We start from the raw sequence: 18297 nt of genomic DNA, 5'->3' as shown, positions 1-18297 counted from the left end.
ATGTACGAGTACAAGGACGCCCGATTCACCGTGTCCGGCACGGAGCACTGGGTGGCGTGGCCCACCCGTCCGCGGTGGCAGCTGGTCATCCGGTTCGCCGCCACCGTGGTGTTCATGCCGTTCTGGGTGGCCTTCGGCATCGCCGTCTTCGCCGGCACCCTCGCCCTCGGCCTGGTCACGGAGGTGATCGCCGCGGTGAGTTCCTCGTACGAGAAGGGGTTCGACCGGTTCATGGACCGGGCGTTCGGCCGCATCACCAGGTTGCCGCGCTGGTGCGTGCGCTGGTCGGAGATGCGGCACGAGGGCGACACCGCGTACTACCGCGCCAAGGTCGACAAGCTGCTCGCCGACTGGACGGCTCGGGCCTCGGCGCCGCGCGCGCCCCGCAAGCCGCTGCCGCCCACCGAGTGCGAGATCCCGCGGCGCTTCTACCGGGGTGTGGGCGGCCACTACGTAGTCCAGGCAGCGGCCGCCCAGGGCTGGGAACTGCGGCCGTCCGCACCGGAGCAGTCGATCCGGCTGTGGTGGTCGGCCGCCTCCGCCCCGGAGGGGACCGCTGCCACGGCATGACGCAATCGCCTCCGCCCCGAGGCGCCCCGACGGCGGGCCTACGACGGGCGCGCGGTGGCTCGCCGGGGTCGACAGCCCGGTCGGCCGGGTCCGGTACGCCCTGCCGCCGGTCGCCTTCGCCGGCGGGCCCGCCGACTGGGCCCGCCCGCCGGGGCGTTGGGGCGGCGACCCGGCGCGGTGGGGCCGAGGGAACGGTCCGGCTTCCGGAAGCTCCGCCTGAAGCCGTGGGTCCGTTCGGGACGGTATTGCGCCGGTTGTCCCTCAGGACTTGCCCGTCGGCGGACCCCCTGGTGAAGATCTTGTGGTGAGCCCCGTACGACCGACCGTCGAGTCCGGGGGTGACGCACCGGTCGGCATACCGGTCACCGCACCCGCGCCCTCCCCCGTCTCGCACCGCGCCCCGCGCCGTCGCCCCTCCCCCGGGCGAGCCGTCGCGGTCCTCGTCCTCGTGGTCGTCGCCGCGCTGATCCCGCTGCTCGGCCCGTCGGCGGTGCTGCGCGGCACCGGTGAGGCCGAGGCGCCCGGCACGGTCGTCATCACGTTGCTGCGGTCGGTCCTGTTCGCCGCCCTGTCCGTGCAGTCGGGCGAGGTGTTCGCCACGCGGCTGGCCCGTCGGGTCCCGGGGGCGCCGCTGGGCCGGGCGCCGCGCGGCTGGGCGCCGTACGCCGCGTGGGCGGGGTGCGTCGCGGCGCTCGGGCTCGCCGCGATCGTGGCGAACGGCAACCTCGTGCCGCGGGAACTCGCCGATCTGGACATCGGCCGCCTCTACGACACCCGTGACGGCCGGCTCGCCCTCCTCGAGGTCAACGCCTTCGTCGCGGCCGCCCTGTGCGCACGCTCCCGGCGCCCGTCCGGCGCCGCGCTCCCGCTGTCCGCGGTGATCGTCGCGGAGGCGCTGCGGGCCCATCCGCCGGTGGAGGACTTCCCGCTCGTCGGCAGCGGCCTCACCCTGGTGCACCTGTCCTGCGGCGCGCTGTGGGCGGGCGGCCTGCTGTACGTGCTGCGGGTCCTTCGGCGGTGGCGGACGTCCGCTCCGGAGCAGGCCGTCGCGGTACTGGGGCGCTACGCGCGCGTGGCGGCCGTTCTCCTGGCCGCGATCACCGCGACCGGGGTGTGCAGCACGCTGCGCCGGATGCCCCCGCACACGGTCCTCGGCCAGCTCACCGAAACGGCCTACGGCCGCACCCTGCTCGCCAAGCTGCTCCTCGTGGCCGTCGTCGCGGTGCTCGCGGTGCTGGCCCGGCGGCGGCTGCGGCGCGCGGCGGACCGGGCGGCGGCGTACCTCCCCGCGCGCGGGGAGGTGATCGCGCTGGGCCTCGTCGTGGTGGTGTCGGCGCTGCTCACCGCGGTGCCGGTGCCGATCCGCTGGTGAGCCCGCCCCGCTCCGCCGTACCGGCGCCGCGACGGCGCGCTACAGCGCGATCTGGACCTTGAGCGCGGTGCGCTCGTCCATCGCCTTGTAGCCGGCGGGCACGTCCTCCAGGCCGACCGTCAGGTCGAAGACGGGCGAGGGGTCGATGCGGCCGTCGAGGACGTCGGGCAGCAGCTCCGGGATGTAGGTGCGGACGGGCGCGACACCGCCGCGCAGCGCGATGTTCTTGTTGAACATGACGCTCAGGTCGAGGCCGGTGCCGCTGCCGTGCGGGACGCCGACGAAACCGATCGCGCCACCGTCGCGCGTGACGTCCACGGCGGTGCGCATCGACTGTTCGGTGCCGACCGCCTCGACGACGGCGTGGGCGCCGTGGCCCCGGGTCAGCTCGCGCACCGCGGCCACCGCCGCGTCGCCGCGCTCGGCGACGACGTCGGTGGCGCCGAACCGGCGCGCGATGTCCGTACGGGCGGTGTGCCGGCCGAGCGCGATGATCCGCTCGGCGCCGAGCCGCCGGGCCGCGAGGACCGCGCACAGGCCGACCGCCCCGTCCCCGACGACCACGACCGTGGCGCCGGGCCGCACGCCCGCGCCGAGCACGGCGTGGTGGCCGGTGCCCATGACGTCGGAGAGGGCCAGGAGGGCGGAGAGGAGGCGGTCGTCGGACGCGGCCTCTGCGGGCAGCCGTACGAGGGTGCCGTCGGCGAAGGGCACCCGGACCGCCTCGCCCTGACCGCCGTCGTACCCGACGGCGCCCCAGAACCCGCCGTGCTCGCAGGACGTGGTGAGGCCCTCCGCGCAGTAGTCGCACGTCCCGTCCGACCACATGAAGGGGGCGACGACGAGGTCGCCGCGCCGCACTCCGCCCACCTCGGACCCGGCGTCCTCGACGACGCCGAGGAACTCGTGGCCGATCCGCTGGCCGGGCTGCCGGGCGGCCTCGCCGCGGTAGGCCCACAGGTCGCTGCCGCAGACGCAGGCGCGCAGCACCCGGACGACGGCGTCGGTGGGCAGCTGCACGACGGGCTCGGGCACGTCCTCCACGCGCAGGTCGAACGGGGCGTGGATGGTCGTGGCGCGCATGGTGGTTCCTCGGTGCGGGGCGGTGGGGTGGTGCCGGCCGCGCGGGTCAGGGACCGGCGCCGACGGGCTGACTCCCACCGTACGCCCGGCCCGGGAGCCGTCGCGCTCCGGGCGCCGCGAGCACCCCGGTGACCAGCAGGTACTGGGCCGCGATGTACGTGATCATGACGGCGAGGTCGGGCCTCGGCAGCTGGGGCCACTCGGCGACGCCGGTCGCGATGAGGGTGTCGGACAGCAGGAAGAGCGCCCCGCCGGCAGCCGCGGTGACGCCGAGCGTGGTCGCGCCGAAGGCCATGGCGGTGAGCAGCAGGCTGTAGCCCGCGACCGGGCCCCGCATGTCGGCCGACAGGTCGGACCAGAGCAGCGCCACGGTGACCACGAGCGCGAGGGCGTACGCGGCGACGAGCCCCGCACCGCGCGCCCGCGGCGAGCCGCCCCGGCCGCCGGCCGTCGCGTACCGCTGGACGTTCCCGTGGCGCCAAAACAGTACGAGGTAGCAGACGTGCCCGGCGGCGAACGACCCCATCCCGGCGAGGAAAGCGGGATCTGCGTCGAAGAGCAGCAGCGTGTCGCCGCCCCAGCCGCACAGGAGCGCGGCGATCAGCAGCCGGGGGCCGCCCAGCGCGGCGACGTACCCGGCGAGGAGCGGCATGAGCAGCGGCTTGCACACGGCGTGGCCGGGGCCGAAGTCCGCGAGGAGCGCGAGGAGGTCGCCGAGCGCGAGCACGCCGAAGGCGCCGAGGAGGAGCCTCGGCGCGGGAGCGCGCGTCACGCCGCGTGCTCCGGGACCGTGGCGTCGGGGGCGGGTACGGCGGGCGGGGGCGCGGTCGCCTGCGAGGCGGGCGAGGAGGCCGGGGCGGCGGTCCCGGGGGCAGCCGTCCCGGTGGAGGTCTTCGGCTGCCAGCCAGGGCCGCCGAAGACCCGCCCGGCGCGCTCGCGCCAACTGGCCGCCGCCTTGAGGTCCTTGGCGATGGCCGCGTACTCGTGGGTCGCCACGCGCAGCGGGTTGTACGTGGCGATGTTCTTGGTCAGGCCGTAGACGGGGCGGTCGGTCTCGGCGACCCAGGAGCCGAAGAGGCGGTCCCAGATGATGAGGATGCCACCGAAGTTGCGGTCCAGGTAGCCACCCTGGGACGCGTGGTGCACGCGGTGGTGGGAGGGCGTGTTGAAGACGAACTCGAAGGGGCGGGGCAGCTTGCCGATCCGCTCGGTGTGGATCCAGAACTGGTAGACGAGGTTGGCCGACGAGCAGAACGCGAGCGCCGCGGGGTGCACACCGCAGGCGATGAGCGGCAGGTAGAACGGCCACACCGTGAGGCTCGTCCAGGGCTGGCGCAGCGCCGTCGTGAGGTTGAACTTGCGGCTGGAGTGGTGCACCACGTGGCAGGCCCACAGGATGCGGATGACGTGGTGGCCCCGGTGCGACCAGTAGTAGAAGAAGTCCTGGGCGAGGAGCATCAGCGGGACCGTCCACCACAGGACGGGCACGCGCAGCGGGGTCAGCGCGTAGACGCCCGAGTAGATCGCGACGATCGGGATCTTCCACAGGAAGTCGAAGACGAGACTGCCGAGCCCCATGCCGACGCTGGTGGCGGCGTCCTTGGCCTCGTACCCGGCGGCGTCGTCGTCGGGATGGATCCGGTGGCTCACGATCTCGACGACCGTGAGCAGCACGAAGGCGGGGATGGACCACAGCACGACATCGGGCAGGTTCGGGGACATGCGTGCACCGTAGAACGGCTCTTCGCTCACGACTAGGGGTTGTTACCGACAAGTATTACCGACGGTACGGGAGCGGTTGTTGGTGATCCTCGCCAAAGACCGGCCCGGGACGCCGGAACCGGACCTCCCGTCCGGCGTCACACGCCGGCCGCCCCCAGCAGCGCCCCGGCCCCGTACGTCACCGCCATCGCGAGGGCGCCGCCCGCCACGTTCCGCAGCACGGCGGGCCGCGCCCGCGCCGCACCCAGGCGGGCACTGCTCCAGCCGGTGAGGGCGAGCGCGGCGAGGACGGAGCCGACGGTCACGCCGAGCCGCGCGGCGGTGGGCGGCAGCACGATCGCGAGGAGCGGCAGCAGCGCGCCCACGGTGAACGCGACGAAGCTGGCCCAGGCGGCGTGCCAGGGGTTGGTCAGCTCGTCCGGGTCGATACCGAGCTCCACGCGCGCGTGGGCGCGCAGGGCGTCCCGCTCGGTGAGCTGCTCGGCGGCCTCGCGGGCCACCTCGCGGCTGAGCCCCCGCTCCTCCAGCATCCCGGCCAGCTCGGCCAGTTCGGCCTCGGGCTGTTCGCGCAGCTCGCGTCTCTCCATGGCGAGGGCGGCCTTCTCCGAGTCGCGCTGGGTGGAGACGGACACGTACTCGCCGGCGGCCATCGACATGGACCCGGCGAGCAGCCCGGCGAGGCCCGCCGTGAGCAGGACGCCGCGGTCGTCCGTGGCGCCCGCGACACCGACGACCAGGCCCGCGGTGGAGACGATGCCGTCGTTGGCCCCGAGGACGGCGGCCCGCAGCCAGTTGAGCCGGGACGCGAGCGCGCCGCCGTGCGCCTCGCCGTGCGTGGCGCCGGGCACGTCGGCGGCCGTTTCGCCGCGGCTCCCTTCCGGCGGGGGCCCGTCCGGGGTCTCCTCGTGCGGCCGCTCACCGCGCGGGGGTTCGCTGTCCGGCACCCGACCACTCATCCGCTCGCTCATCCGGGGAGGGTCTCACCACGGGCCGGCCCGCCCGGCACGGGCACGCCGTCCGGCGCGCTCAGCAGCGCCGCGCGGGGGCCACCGACGTGACCTCGGCCGCGGGGATCAGCCGGCGTTCCGGGCGCCCCTTCCCGCCGCCACCGTCGGCCGTCCGTCCGGCCATCCGGATCGTCACGCCCCGCCCGTCGCTCACCACCAACTCCCCGCAGTACGTGCCCTTCGTGGACGTCACCAGCACCGGCGCGGCGGCGGCCCCGCCCGCCCCCTTCTCACCCGCACCCTTCTCCCCGCCGCTCCCGTCCTCCGCGCCGACCGGCACGACCCAGCTGACGGCCAAGGCGGCGACGATCGCGCACAGGCCCACGACCGAGCGCCGGCGCGCCGAGGCCAGGGCGTCCTGGGTCCGTTCGACCTCGTCGAGCACGGCGGCGAAGAGCCGGTCGCCGCTGAGCCAGACCTGCTGCCCCACCTGGCCGTGCGCGGCCCGCACCGCCTGCAGCGCGCCGGAGAGGAGCAGGGCGAAGGCGCCGACGAGCAGCCCCGCCGTGGTCCACCGCCAGACGTCGGGCATCCCCGCGACGCTCTCGCGCCCCTTGAGCACGAAGACGGCGCCGACCAGACCGGTGAGCCCGGCGAGGCCGTTGCGCCAGCCCTCCGCCTGCCGCCGCACGGCGCCGAGCTGGTCGGTCTGGAGCTGCTGGCCGAGCTGCGCGAACCGCTTCTTGGCGAGGTCGGTCACGGCGTGGGCCCGCCCGTCCCCGGTGGCGGCACCGGTACGTCCCAGAAGGCGCCGCACCCGGAGTCGGGCGACTCCGGCGGGCGCTCCGGATGCGGGTAGCCGCACTGGCAGATGACGGGGATCGGGCCGGTGAGCGGCTCGGGCCGGGTGCGGCGGCCGCGTGCCTTGGCGGGGCCCAGCATCCCGTAGGCGACCCGGAAGACCGTGCGGCCCCGGCAGGCCGGGCAGTCGCCGGTCACGGTGTACCACCGGCCGTCCGCGGAGCGCTCCACGGTGAAGGGGGCGGCGGGCCGGACTTCGGACTCCTGGAAGGGGGTCGGATCATGTGCGGGCATGGGGCGTTCGTTCTCCGTCGTTCGAGCGGTCGGCGTCGAGAGCACCGGCACGGGAAGGGCCGGGGCCGGGGCCGGGGAGGACGGCTCCGGGCCGGTAGGGCGCCGCCTCCGGGGTCGGCGCGGGCTGTGCCGGGCAGTGCGCGGGCGGGGTCAGGCCGAACAGCGGAGCGTACAGCGCCAGTCGGTCGCCCACCCACCGGGTGGTCCTGTCCACCTCGCGCGCCACGACGGCGACGCGTTCGGCGGTCACCTGCCCGGTGAGCGCGGGTGCGCGGCCGGTGTACCGCTCGGTGAGCAGGACCAGGTCCTCCCAGGCCGGCACGGTGTCCGACTCCGGCCGGTCCATGGTCAGTTCGACGCCGAAGGGGCGATACAGGGCGAGCCGGTCCCAGGCCCGGTCCAGCGGCCAGCCGAAGCGGCCGGCCACCCGGACGAGGTCGAGCGGGGTGACGGGCCGGTCGCCGACCAGGTCGGGCTCGAACAGGGCGGTGTCGTGCGGGGTGGGCCGGTGGTCGCGCCAGGCCGGGTCGCCGTCCTCGACCTCCTGCCAGGGGGCACCGAGGGGCGCGTAACGGCTCAGGGCGTCCAGGCTCTGGCCGAGGGTGTCGCCCTGGTCCCGCGCGTGGTGGATCAGGCGGCTCACCCGGGGTACCGCCTGCCACACCACGCCGTCCTCCCCCATCAGACAGCAGGCCAGCACGTCCCGCCGCGAGGGGCGCACCCCGGCGAGGGCGGGCGGGAGCGGCTCGCCCAGGGACACCTCGTGGCCGGTCAGCGGGCCGAGTTCGGCGAGCCGGTCGAAGGCCGTGCCCAGCGGCACCCGGGCCGTGGCCGCGGCCAGCAGCGCGTACGGGGCGTCGAACCGCCGCTGCTCGATGTCCGTCGTGAACACGCTCTTGTCCGCGCGGTCGAGCACGGCGAACCGGGAGGCCTCGTCGGGCAGCAGCTGCAGATCGGTGCGGGACAGGTTCCGCCAGCTGTCGACGAGGGCCGGGGCCGACGCGTGCACCAGGCCCCGTGCCGCCAGCCACGCCAGCGTCGCCCTGACCCGATCGGCGTCGGCCTGGACCGTCGTCACCGCGCGGGCCGTGTCCAGCAGCCGCGCGGGGGTGTCGCCGTTGCCGCGGCTCCAGAACGGCCTGTCCTGCCCCCGCAGCAGCTCGCACTCCAGCCGGCTGGAGACGTGCCCGGCGAGTTCCCCCAGGTCGGGCACCCGCAGGCGGCGGCCCTCGACGACCGGAGCGAAGTGCTCGGCCACCTCGGCGAAGGTCAGCCCCAACTCACCTGAGGCGACCGCCAGTTGTACGACCGAGACGTCCGAGTCGTAGGTGGGGTGGCTGAGGAGCCGGGTGTACTCCTCCCACAGCTGATCGCCCGGACCCGGCCCGAACGGCCTCGTCTCCACCTGGGGCCTGCCCGCGACCGCGGGCAGGTCGGGCAGCCCCCACCAGGCATGCCGGCGCAGGACCCGCCGGTACTCCTCCTCGGTCGGCCGCGCCCCCACCACTCCTCTCCCCTCGGGCCCGGCCGGCACCGGGTGCCAGGACAGCGCGTCGAGCTCGGCGGCGGTCGCGACGTCGTCGGGCGGGTCGGCGTGCGGCGCCGGCGGCGCCTCGACCCGCACGCCGACCGCCGCGAACCTCCGCGCCCGCTCCAGTGCCTCGCCCACCGGCACGCCCGCCTTCAGGGCGTAGGACCTGAGCCACCAGAGCAGGGAGACCCGGCCGTCCCGGCCGGGCAGCCAGTGCGTCAGCAGCCCGTCGTACACGTCCTCGCCCAGCAGCAGCCGCCGGTCGAGCGCGTCCAGCTCCATGGCGTGCGCCACGTCCAGGTCGGGTACCTCCGGTACGTCCACGCCGGTGATCGCGTGGCGGCGGACCCGGCGCAGGAGCTCGCCGACGGTGCACGGCTCGCCCGCCGGGGGCAGCGCGGCCCGCAGCAGGAAGTCCTGCATGCTCGTCCCGGGGGTGGCGACGCGGGACTCCCACGCCTGCGGGGCCGGATAGCCCTCGATGGAGTCCGGTACGGGGAGGTCGCGCCCCCGCTCCGCCCGCCTGATCCAGACGTCCCGCAGGACGGCCGACCGCCAGGCCCGGTAGGAGTCCCGCACCATCGAGAAGGTGCTGGTGCCGTACTTGTCGCGCTCCCAGGCGAGGCCCGGGTCGCCGGGGAAGTACCCGACCCGCCGGAACGGGACGACCGCGGCCCGGTCCCAGGTCAGGCTGCTGGAGACGGCGGCGTCCGCGGCCAGCAGCCGCTCCGTCAGCCGGTTCGCGCCCTCGGGCAGCCAGGGGGCGAAGTCCCAGAGCCACTCCAGGCTGAACCACTCGGGCGGTTCGAACTCGGCGCACGCGTCCATGATCTGGCGCGCGACCCAGGCCTGGTCGTAGGAGAACACCCGGGTCCTGCTGGTGCTGATGTCGGGCGCGTGCGCCTCCCGCAGGTCCATCACACAGCCGAAGGGAAAGCCCCGCGGCCGGCCGCTCGTCGGACCCTCCTCGGCGCCCGCCGTCCACTTGGGCAGCGACGCCCCGAACGACGACTCCCGTTCGGTGGCCCCGTACTCCGGTTCGGCCGCGGAGTCGGCGACCAGCACCCCGTCCGCGAGGAGTCGCCCCTTGCCCGGCACCCACCACAGATCCCGGGACGCCCGGGTGGCCCGCGAGGCGTCGCCCTCGTAGTAGAGGGTGTCGGGCTCCCACTCCCGTACCGTCTCCCCGTCCCGCTCCACCCGCATCCGGAAGTCCGAGCGCCAGACCAGCGCCCCGAGCTCCCGCGCCACGTCGACCGGTTCGCCCTGGACGTACAGGCGCACGCAGGTGCCGCCGCCCGGCTGGGACTCGTCGCGCTCGCCGATGCGGAACAGGCTGCCGCTGGAGGCGATGTCCACCCGCAGCCCGCGCCCCGACTCCGCGCGCCCGTACCGGTCCGTGGCCCGCGTGGAGATGCTGATCTCGTCGGCCAGCATGAAGTAGCTGAACACCCCGACGCCGAAACGGCTGTTGGGGTAGATCCGCAGGTCGTCGTCGACCCGGCGCCAGCGGGCCTGCTCCCTGCGGTACTCGCGGGACTGCTCGAAGCGGCGTCCCGCGCGGGAGAACGTGCCGCGCAGGGTGTCGCGCCCCATCCCGACGCCGTTGTCCTCGCACTCCACATAGGAGCGGCCCTCGTCGTCCGTCCCCTGCCGGAAGACGATCTCGCCCTGCCAGCTGTACGGGATGGACCGGCCGGCCTTGCCGTAGCGCAGCCGGGCCTGCCGGTAGCGGCAGGCGTCCAGCGCGTTCTGGTACAGCTCGCGCAGGGCGAGGTTGCGGTCGCCGTACAGCTGGGTGCCCATGAGGAGTTCGCGCATCTCGTCCTCGGCGAGACCGAAGCGCATGAGCGGCACGCCGTAGGCGTCGCCCTTGGTGCCGGGGTCGTACTGGGGGCGCAGCCGGGCGCAGGTGACCCGCTCGGGCAGATGCGCGAGAAGCCCGTCGGGCCCGGCCGGGCCCACCTGCTGCCCGATGTGCAGCACCGCGTCGTCCGTCCAGCCGGTGAGCGCCTCCAGACCGGCGTGCACCGCGGGGTGCGGGCACGGGAGGTCGAGGTCGATGGTGCGGGCGTAGCGGTCCCTGACCCAGCGCAACTCCCGTACGCTCTCGACGGCTTGGCGGGGCACGAGTCCGTCGGCGACGCCGATGTTGTCGACGAGGACGCCGGGCAGCTCTCTGAGGTCGCCGCCGAGCAGCCCGGCGACGGCGATCAGCCAGGACAGCTCGCGGGGGCGCCAGCTCTCGGTCACCTCGCGTGCGCCCGGGGTGCCCGCGCGCACGAGTTCGCCGAGGCGGAAGGGCGGCTCGCGTTCTTCGGCGTACGAGGGGGTGGGGACGACCCCGGTCTGGCGGCAAACGCGGACGAGTTCGTCGGTGAGCTCCTCCACCCTGCGGGCGGAGGCCTCGTCGCCGATGAGCGCGGTGGCGAGCGGGGCGAGGAGCTGGGCGGCGTAGGCCTCGTCCCAGAGCTCCTCCCTGCCGCGCACGTGCCGGTGCATGAGCCAGGCGGCGACGGCCCTGGCCTCCTCGGTCCGGCCGCGGGCAGCGAGTTCACGGCCCTTGCGCCAGATCAGGGCGTGGGCGGCGAAGGTGTGCTCCAGGTCCACCCGCTCCGTGCGGGCCGCCGCGTCCGCTCCCGTCGGATCGAGGTGGAAGGCCCCGGCCTCGACCGCGGCCTTCACCCCGAGGGCGTGCAGTGCCTCACGGACGAACGGGGCCGCCGCGAGCACGGCGAACTCGCCCGCGTCGAGCAGCGGCCCGCCCTGCGTCTGCGAGGGGGCGAGCAGGGGGCCGAGGCCTCGGGTGAGGACCCGCACCGGGTAGTCGTCGTCGGCCCAGGGGTCGGACACCCCGGCCATCGAGGCGGCGTACCACCGCGCGCACTCCCGGGTGAGCCGCACGAGGGCCTCCTGGAGCCGGGTGCGGCGCACGTCGTCGCAGCGGACGGCCGTCCACAGCTCGGGGTCGCGCACCGCCGTGGTCCACGACTCCTGGAGGGTGCGGCCCGAGCAGAGCGGCACCGGGGCGATGGCGTCGGGGCCGGTCGGCGCGTAGTGCGGGGTGGGGGTCTGTTCGTGCCGGGCGGCGCGGGCCAGTTCGGCGGTGCGCGTCGTGGTGTACGTGATGACCTCGGCCACGGTGCGCGGCGAGGTGTCGGCGTGCAGGGCCTCGGCGAGCGCCCGCGTGAAGTGGCTGCCCTCTTCGTCGTCGGAGCCGCAGGTCTGGCCGGGTCCGCAGCCGAAGAGGACGGCGACGCGGTCGCGCCAGGAGGGGAAGTTGGTCGCGGGGCCGCCGTGCGAGCCGCCGCCCGCCGGGCCCGCGGGGTCGCGGCAGGCGTCGAGGGTGAGGAGCACCGTGCCCGCCCGGCAGCCCTGGAGCAGCGAGGTCAGATCGAGGTCGATGAGGCTGTCGACGGCCACCTCGGGCGGGTCGGCGGCCCAGCTCAACTGGGCGTCGGCGGGCACGAGATGGTCGGCGCCCGAGAGGGAGAGGCCGTGTCCGGTGAAGTGGACGAGGACGGTGGCGTCCTCCGGCGCGGTGCAGCAGATCCGGCTGACCGCGCTGCGGATGCGGGAGCGCTGGGCGGGCCGGTCGGGCGCGAGGCCGAGGACCTCGACGCTGTAGCCGGAGGAGTGCAGGGCCTCCTGGAGGAGCTCCGCGTCGCGGTGCACGGCCGGGGTCAAGTCCGGGAACTCCTCCTCCAGTTCGTACCTGGGGACGGCGATGACCAGTGCGCGTTTGCTCTCCCCCATGGCCCGTGCCTCCCGTTGAACCGAGCTCGACGCGGGTCAGGATCCCACAACGGCGCGGGGTGGCACCCGGGGCCGGGAAGGTCCCGGTTCCGGCGCCACCCCGGGCCTCCCCTCGGGGCCCTCACCTCCTCACCAGACGCGCACCGAGGCTCCCGAGGCGAACACGGGGCTCGTCGCGTCGGCGGGCGGCTCCTTGAGGGGTTCGTCCAGTTCGGCGACCGTGGGTCCCACCCGGTCGGCGATCTTCCCCAGCCGCTCCAGGTCGAAGCCGTAGACGCGGGCCGCGTTGCCGCCGACCATCGCCGCGATCTCGTCCCTGGGCAGGCCCGCGTAGGCGATGCGCAGGCCCTCGCGCGAGTAGGGGTAGGTGCCCTCGTCGTGCGGGTAGTCACTGCCCCACATGATCTTGTCGAGGCCGATCCGCTCGCGCTGGGCCGCCTCGTGGGGGCGCATGAAGCTGGCGCCCACGAAGCAGTTGTCGCGCCACACCTCGGAGGGGCCCTTGCCCATCGCGTCGGCGAGGCCCGCGCCGAACTTGGCCTCGGCCGTGTCCGGGCCGCCCGCCTTCCGGGCCGCCGCGACGAGCCGCCCGTGGTAGTAGTCCAGCATGTCGAGGACGCCGGGCACCCACCCCGAGCCCTGTTCGGTGAGGACGAGGCGGAGCCCGGGGTGGCGGCGGAAGGCGCCGCCGAAGACGAGGTGCCACAGCGCCCGGTGCGAGAACCACGTCGTCTCGACCATGAACACCGCGCGGGCGGCCGGCTCCTCGCCCAGCGGCGGCGAGGCCGACCCGGCGTGGTGGTTGACCGGCACGCCCAGGTCGGCGCAGGCCGCCCAGATCGGGTCGTACGCCTCGGAGTGGAGCTCGGGCAGGCCAGAACCGGGCGGGGTGCCGGGCAGCATCAGGCCGCCCGTCAGGCCCGCCTCCACCGAGCGGTGGATCTCCGCCACGGCCCGGTCGACGTCGTTGAGGAGGATCTGGAAGACGCCCGCGCGGCGGCCCGGCGCGGCGGCGCAGAACTCCGCGAGCCACCGGTTGTGGGCGCGCAGGCCCGCCCACCGCTGCTCGAACTCCTCGCGGGTCGGGGCCGGTGCCATCAGGGACGCGGAGGGGAAGAACGGCGGGATGGTGTTGGGGAAAACGACTTCGGCGACGATGCCGTCCGCCTCCAGCTCGGCGACGCGCCGCTCGGAGTTCCAGTTGCGGTCGGCGGTGTCCGCGAGGAGGTCCTCGTACGGATTGACGTAGGTGGCCGCCCACGCGTCGAACGCGTCGTGGTGGCGCGACTCAAGGTAGGGCCGGTAGTCCAGGAGATCGGCGCCGGCGTGGCAGTCGGCGGAGATGACGGTGTAGCGGTCCTCGCCGCCGTGCTGTGCGCTCATGCGTCCGCCCCCAGTACCGGGAAGTCGTGGTCGGTCAGCCAGTGCCGGCCCACCTCGCGCGAGCGCGCCCAGGACGCTTCGACGGCCGACTGGTCGGCGTCCTGGCCGAGTTCGTCGGGGGTCGGGCCGATGCGGCGGGCGAGCGGCGCGAGTTCGCGGGTGTCGAAGCCGAAGACCTCGGCGGCGGCGAGCCCGAGCATGCGGCGGCTCTCCGTCACCGGGATGTCGTGGAAGGTCTTCCGCAGCCACGCGCGCGTGTCGGGCCAGGTGCCCTCGGGGTGCGGGAAGTCGCTGCCCCAGAGGAGGTTGTCGACGCCGATCTCGTAGCGCTGGGCGAGCTCGCGGCGCTTGGTGTTGGTGGCGCAGACGAAGAGCTGGCGGTCCAGGTACTCGTGCGGCGGCCGCTTGAGCTCCGCGAACGGGGAGAGCTTCTTGCCGCCGTGCGCGCCCAGGTAGAGGCGGTCCATGAACCACAGGAGGTTCGGCAGCCACCAGCACCCCGACTCCGCCACACCGAACTTGAGGCCGGGGTGGCGTTCGAAGACGCCGGACCAGAGCATGAACCACAGCGGCCTGGCGGGCCACCAGGTCACTTCGGAGACGTAGATGCCGAGGTGGTCGCCGTACTCGTGGCGGGGCGCCGCGCCGGAGTGGGTGACCAGCGGCATCGCGCACTCGGCGGCCGCGGCCCACACGGGGTCGTAACGCCGGTCGTGGTAGGGCGCCTTGTCGACCCACATGGAGGGGATCATCAGGGCGCCGAGCCCCGAATCCTTGGCGCGGTGCACCTCGGCGACGACCCGGTCGACCTCGCCGGTGACCGGCAGCAGGGCGACGCCGCAGTGCCGTTCGGGGTGTTCGGAGACGAAGTCGGCGAGCCAGCGGTTGTGCGCCTGCGCGCCCGCCATGCCGAGCTCGGGGTCCTGGTCGCCGGAGAGTCCGAGGCCCACACCGAAGGGCGCGGCGGTCCGGCTGTCGACGGCGTCCGCGTCGGGGAAGACGACCTCGGCGGCCACGCCGTCGCCGTCCAGCTCCTTGAGGCGCTGCGCGCTGTCCCAGCCGCCGCGCAGCCCCTCCTCGTTGTCCTGGAACCACTTGGCGGCGAAGGCGTCGTTGCGGATGCCGAGCCGGGTGGCCTCCTCGCGGCGGGCGTCCCGCTCACCGAGGAAGGTGTCGAAGTCCCGGTGGAAACGGCTGTCGAGGTAGGGCCGGTACTCCTCGGTGGGGAGCCCGGCGTGGCAGTCGGAGGAGATGATCAGATACGGGTCCCGGCCGCTCGCCGGGGCCCGGTCGCTTTCGCTCATCGGTGGCGCTCCCTTCAGTCCAGGATGAAGCTCTCCAGATAGGCCGGGTCGGCCCGCTCCAGCATCGACCGCGAGCGCGCCCTGATCTGCGCGTCGCTGTGCTCGCTCGCAGGGAGCAGCCAGAACCGGCCGGCCCGGATGCCCTCGGCGGCGAAGTCCGCGACCTCTTCGACGGGGGTGAACTCCACCTCCTGGCCCGCCTCCTTCATCGCCGTCTCCCACTGGTCGAGGCTGCGGTAGGGGCTCTTGCGGGGGCGGGTCTTGGCGTACCGCTCGGGCCGGTTGCGGTGCGACTCCCACAGGCCGGTGCGGAGCATGTGCGGGCCGGGGAAGAGCACGGAGGCGCCCACGCGCGCCTGCTCCGCCTTGAGGTGGGCGTACAGCGATTCGGTCATCGTCACCACGGCCGCCTTGGTGACCGCGTACACGGAGGCGGTGGGCAGCGGGGCGATGCCCCCGTCGGCGGAGGAGGTGTTGACGACGTGGCCCGGCTCGCCGCCCGCGATCATCCGGGGCACGAAGGCCTGGATGCCGTGGAAGACGCCCCACACGTTGACCTCGAAGGCCCACTTCCAGTCGTTCGGCTCGTGCTGCCACATGCGGCCCTCGGCGCCCGAGCCGACGCCCGCGTTGTTGCACAGCACGTGGACGGCGCCGAACGTGTCGTACGCCGCGTCGGCGAGGGCGACGACCTGCTCGCGCGCGCCGACGTCGACCACGCGCGCGTGCACGCTCGCCCCGTCCTCCCGCAGCGAGGCTGCCGCCTTCTCCAGGGCGCTCTCCTCGACGTCGGCGAGGACCACCTTCAGGCCGTCGGCCGCGAACCGCCGCGCCAGGGCGAGTCCGACGCCGCTCGCCGCCCCGGTGACGACGGCGACCTGTCCCGCGCGCAGCTCCATCTCAGACGCTCCCCTCGGGCGGCCCGTCGAGGATCTGGGCGGGGTCGTCGTAGCGCTGGTGGATGTAGGGCAGCAGGGCCTGCGCGCTGACCCGCTCCACGACGCGGCCCTGCTGGTCGGAGGTCTTCTCGCCGAGGGTGATCTCGACGAGGGTCCGCACCGGCAGGTCGGCCACCGGGTCGTACATCGACTCGCGCAGCACGACGTCCCCGGTGACCGCCTCCAGCCTGCGCACCTTCTCGTTGCGCACGCAGTGCACGAGCACCGGGTCCGCGTCGAAGCCCGAACCGTCCACGGCGGGCAGGAACTTGAAGTAGAAGTCGGTCTTCCGCGTCGGCTCCGGCAGGGGCAGCTCACCGCTGACCGCGCCGCGCACCTCCACGAACGCGATGCCGTGCCGGGCGAGGCGGGCCCGGACCACCAGGCCGTCCCGCTCGACCGCCACCTCGCCGAGCTTCTTCGGCTCCCCGAACACCTCGCGCCCGCCGATCAGGGCCCGCTCGTGGGTCATCGGCATCACCAGCGGATACCAGCCCGCCACCCCGCCGTGCTCGGCGGCGACGGCGACCGAGCCCGCGCCCAGCGGGTAGCCGGGCAGGTCGACCTTGCTGATGTTCACCCGCACCAGGGGGCGCCCGGAGGGTTTCAGCGGCGGCGGCAGGACCGCCGCGACGGCGTCCGGATCGCTCTCCCAGACGGCGACCACCCCCGTCGACCAGATGTCGGGGAGCTTGGAGCTCGCGGTGCGCGCGGCGGCGATCTCCGCCTCGTCGCGCGCACCGTAGCGAACGCGTGCCATGTCGTACCACCCTTCGTCAGCGCGGAATCGGGTCCGCGGCCGGGACTTGCGGCGGTTCTGTAACACAGTTACAACAGGAGCCGTGAAGGGTAAAGAGACAGAGCGCGTCGAAGCGCGGGGCCCGCGCGCGCACCTGGACCGCGAGCAGGTCCTCGGCACCGCCGCGCGCCTGGTCAAGCGGCACGGCCCGCAGGCCCTCACGATGCGGGCGCTCGCCGCCGAGCTCGGCGCCGCCGTCACCTCGATCTACTGGCACGTCGGCAACCGCGAGTCGCTCCTGGACGCCCTGGTCGAGCGCACCCTCGCCGACCTCGGCGAGATCCGCGCCACCGGCCGCACCCCGGCAGAGCGGGTCGCCTCGGTGGCCCGCGCCCTGCGCCACCAGCTCCTGGACCATCCGCACCTGGTCGCGATGGTCCACGAACGGGGCCTCACCGAAAGGATGTTCCTGCCCGCCCAGCGGACCCTCGTGCACGAGGTGCACCGGGCGGGGCTGCGCGGCGCCCCCGCCGCCGAGGCCGTGCGCGCCGTCCAGGTCCACGTCGTCGGCCACGTCCTGGTCGAGCGCAACCGCGAACGCGCCCCGGAGCAGCACCTCGGCGAGGAGGAGTTGTGGACCGCGCGGACCGCGGAGGAGGACGGCGCGCTCGCCCGCGCGCTGGCCGGACCGCTCGATCCGGAGGCGCTGTTCGACACCTCGGTCAGGGCTCTGGTGGCGGGACTGCTCGGACCGGCGGCCTGACTGTCGGTCGTGGCCCGTATCCTCATGGACCATGCTCGAAGACCGCACGACCGCAGCGTCCGCAGCCCCCTGGCCGGCCGCGTACCCAACGGGGTACGCGGTCGTCGACGTGGAGACCACCGGCCTGGCCCGCGACGACCGCATAGTGTCGGCCGCCGTCTACCGGGTGGACGCCCGGGGCGAGATCGAGGACCACTGGTACACGCTGGTCAATCCGCAGCGCGACCCCGGCCCGGTCTGGATCCACGGCCTCACCAGTGAGCTGCTCGCCGACGCGCCGCTCTTCTCGGACGTCGCCGAAGAGTTCGCGAGCCGCCTCGACGGCCGCGTCCTCGTCGCGCACAACGCCGTCTTCGACTGGTCGATGATCGCCAGGGAGTACGCACGCGCGCAGCGCACCGCCCCGGTCCGCCAGCGGCTGTGCACCATCGCGCTCTCCAAGGAGCTCGCGCTCCCGCTGCCCAACCACAAGCTGGAGTCGCTGGCCGCGCACTTCGGCGTGGAGCAGCGCCAGGCCCACAACGCCCTGGACGACGCGCGGGTGCTCGCCGAGGCGTTCCGGCCCAGCCTGCTCGCGGCGGCCGGGGGCAACGTCCGGCTGCCGCTCCTGGAGTGCCGGCCGCTCACCGAGTGGTCCGACGGCGCGGCCCGCGTGGTCCGCCAGGCGACCGGGCCGGCGCCCGTCTCCTCGTACCGGCCCGGGAGTTGGCGCCCCTCGCGGAAGCGGCCGCCGTGCCCGTACCCGAACCCGGGGCGTTACGAACCGGGCAAACCGCTCAAGCAGGGCATGCGGGTGGCGTTCTCCGGGGACACCTCCGTGGAGCGCGAACTCCTGGAGGACCGGGCGGTGGACGCCGGGCTGCACATCGCGACGAGTGTGTCCCGCCTCACCAGCCTGCTGGTCACGAACGACCCGGAGTCCGGCACCTCCAAGACCGTCAAGGCGCGCTCCTTCGGCACGCCGGTGATCGACGAGGCCGCCTTCGGCCAGCTGCTCCAGGACGTGGCGCCCGCCACGGAGACGTAGGCCCCCGGTGTTCCCGCCGTCAGACGGGTGATTGCCGCACGACTCGCCCGCCGACCGCTCGCGCCGC

At 74.6% G+C, this 18297-nt stretch carries 15 protein-coding genes; 4 read left to right on the top strand and 11 right to left on the bottom strand.

All coding sequences use genetic code 11. The annotated features are described in order from the left end of the window. Window positions 1–570 carry a hypothetical protein gene (locus tag ACZ6B8_RS30975; RefSeq protein ID WP_471609346.1) on the top strand — a complete coding sequence of 190 codons (570 nt, stop codon included), beginning with the start codon at window positions 1–3 and terminating at the stop codon, window positions 568–570. A gap of 355 nt (window positions 571–925) precedes the next feature. Further along, window positions 926–1942: a CopD family protein gene (locus ACZ6B8_RS30970; RefSeq protein WP_471609373.1), complete on the top strand. Its 1017-nt coding sequence runs from the start codon at window positions 926–928 to the stop codon at window positions 1940–1942. Window positions 1943–1981: 39 nt separating this feature from the next. Here ACZ6B8_RS30970 and ACZ6B8_RS30965 read toward each other — a convergent pair whose 3' ends face one another. The 11 genes from ACZ6B8_RS30965 to ACZ6B8_RS30915 all read right to left on the bottom strand — a co-directional run bounded on the left by ACZ6B8_RS30965 (window position 1982) and on the right by ACZ6B8_RS30915 (window position 16461). Further along, window positions 1982–3025, bottom strand: a complete 1044-nt coding sequence (locus ACZ6B8_RS30965; protein ID WP_471609345.1) for a zinc-binding dehydrogenase — start codon at window positions 3023–3025, stop codon at window positions 1982–1984. A gap of 46 nt (window positions 3026–3071) precedes the next feature. Next, window positions 3072–3797, bottom strand: a complete 726-nt coding sequence (locus tag ACZ6B8_RS30960; protein ID WP_471609344.1) for a lysoplasmalogenase — start codon at window positions 3795–3797, stop codon at window positions 3072–3074. Beyond that, complete coding sequence (locus tag ACZ6B8_RS30955) at window positions 3794–4747, bottom strand: sterol desaturase family protein (RefSeq protein ID WP_471609343.1); 954 nt, start codon at window positions 4745–4747, stop codon at window positions 3794–3796. Before ACZ6B8_RS30955 ends, ACZ6B8_RS30960 begins: the two co-directional genes overlap by 4 nt. A 137-nt stretch (window positions 4748–4884) precedes the next feature. Further along, the gene (locus tag ACZ6B8_RS30950) at window positions 4885–5715 is read right to left on the bottom strand and encodes a VIT1/CCC1 transporter family protein (protein ID WP_471076253.1); all 831 of its coding nucleotides are present in this window, start codon (window positions 5713–5715) and stop codon (window positions 4885–4887) included. Window positions 5716–5773: 58 nt separating this feature from the next. Next, window positions 5774–6454: a hypothetical protein gene (locus ACZ6B8_RS30945; protein WP_471076250.1), complete on the bottom strand. Its 681-nt coding sequence runs from the start codon at window positions 6452–6454 to the stop codon at window positions 5774–5776. After that, on the bottom strand, window positions 6451–6789 hold the full coding sequence (locus ACZ6B8_RS30940) for a hypothetical protein (RefSeq protein WP_471076247.1): 339 nt from the start codon (window positions 6787–6789) through the stop codon (window positions 6451–6453). The genes ACZ6B8_RS30945 and ACZ6B8_RS30940 overlap by 4 nt, the downstream gene beginning before the upstream one ends. After that, the gene (locus ACZ6B8_RS30935) at window positions 6776–12076 is read right to left on the bottom strand and encodes an HD domain-containing protein (RefSeq protein WP_471609342.1); all 5301 of its coding nucleotides are present in this window, start codon (window positions 12074–12076) and stop codon (window positions 6776–6778) included. The genes ACZ6B8_RS30940 and ACZ6B8_RS30935 overlap by 14 nt, the downstream gene beginning before the upstream one ends. Before the next feature lie 129 nt (window positions 12077–12205). Further along, a complete protein-coding gene (locus tag ACZ6B8_RS30930) occupies window positions 12206–13459 on the bottom strand; it encodes an amidohydrolase family protein (RefSeq protein WP_471609341.1) in 1254 nt (417 codons plus the stop codon). Further along, window positions 13456–14763, bottom strand: a complete 1308-nt coding sequence (locus tag ACZ6B8_RS30925) for an amidohydrolase family protein (RefSeq protein WP_471076238.1) — start codon at window positions 14761–14763, stop codon at window positions 13456–13458. Before ACZ6B8_RS30925 ends, ACZ6B8_RS30930 begins: the two co-directional genes overlap by 4 nt. Before the next feature lie 14 nt (window positions 14764–14777). Beyond that, entirely contained in the window at window positions 14778–15662 is an 885-nt protein-coding gene (locus tag ACZ6B8_RS30920) for an SDR family NAD(P)-dependent oxidoreductase (protein ID WP_471609340.1), read from the bottom strand. Between the two features lies 1 nt (window position 15663). Then, complete coding sequence (locus ACZ6B8_RS30915; RefSeq protein WP_471609339.1) at window positions 15664–16461, bottom strand: acetoacetate decarboxylase family protein; 798 nt, start codon at window positions 16459–16461, stop codon at window positions 15664–15666. A gap of 82 nt (window positions 16462–16543) precedes the next feature. Between ACZ6B8_RS30915 and ACZ6B8_RS30910 the strand changes: the two genes are divergently transcribed. Then, window positions 16544–17203 (top strand): TetR/AcrR family transcriptional regulator, encoded by a 660-nt coding sequence (locus ACZ6B8_RS30910; protein ID WP_471609338.1) that lies wholly within the window; start codon window positions 16544–16546, stop codon window positions 17201–17203. A 31-nt stretch (window positions 17204–17234) separates the two neighbouring features. Then, a complete protein-coding gene (locus ACZ6B8_RS30905; RefSeq protein WP_471076226.1) occupies window positions 17235–18230 on the top strand; it encodes a DEDDh family exonuclease in 996 nt (331 codons plus the stop codon). Window positions 18231–18297: the final 67 nt, after the last annotated feature.

Source organism: Streptomyces sp. NPDC041122 (assembly GCF_055592445.1).
Note: the sequence above shows the minus strand (reverse complement) of the source record. Positions and strands in the feature narration are given on the sequence as shown.

Excerpts from the sequence above, each read along its gene's own strand:
- ACZ6B8_RS30925 (WP_471076238.1), bottom strand. The coding sequence starts at position 14,763 with ATGAGCGAAAGCGACCGGGCCCCGGCGAGCGGCCGGGACCCGTATCTG.
- ACZ6B8_RS30950 (WP_471076253.1), bottom strand. The coding sequence starts at position 5,715 with ATGAGCGAGCGGATGAGTGGTCGGGTGCCGGACAGCGAACCCCCGCGC.
- ACZ6B8_RS30975 (WP_471609346.1), top strand. The coding sequence starts at position 1 with ATGTACGAGTACAAGGACGCCCGATTCACCGTGTCCGGCACGGAGCAC.
- ACZ6B8_RS30965 (WP_471609345.1), bottom strand. The coding sequence starts at position 3,025 with ATGCGCGCCACGACCATCCACGCCCCGTTCGACCTGCGCGTGGAGGAC.
- ACZ6B8_RS30940 (WP_471076247.1), bottom strand. The coding sequence starts at position 6,789 with ATGCCCGCACATGATCCGACCCCCTTCCAGGAGTCCGAAGTCCGGCCC.
- ACZ6B8_RS30920 (WP_471609340.1), bottom strand. The coding sequence starts at position 15,662 with ATGGAGCTGCGCGCGGGACAGGTCGCCGTCGTCACCGGGGCGGCGAGC.
- ACZ6B8_RS30930 (WP_471609341.1), bottom strand. The coding sequence starts at position 13,459 with ATGAGCGCACAGCACGGCGGCGAGGACCGCTACACCGTCATCTCCGCC.
- ACZ6B8_RS30955 (WP_471609343.1), bottom strand. The coding sequence starts at position 4,747 with ATGTCCCCGAACCTGCCCGATGTCGTGCTGTGGTCCATCCCCGCCTTC.
- ACZ6B8_RS30915 (WP_471609339.1), bottom strand. The coding sequence starts at position 16,461 with ATGGCACGCGTTCGCTACGGTGCGCGCGACGAGGCGGAGATCGCCGCC.
- ACZ6B8_RS30905 (WP_471076226.1), top strand. The coding sequence starts at position 17,235 with ATGCTCGAAGACCGCACGACCGCAGCGTCCGCAGCCCCCTGGCCGGCC.
- ACZ6B8_RS30935 (WP_471609342.1), bottom strand. The coding sequence starts at position 12,076 with ATGGGGGAGAGCAAACGCGCACTGGTCATCGCCGTCCCCAGGTACGAA.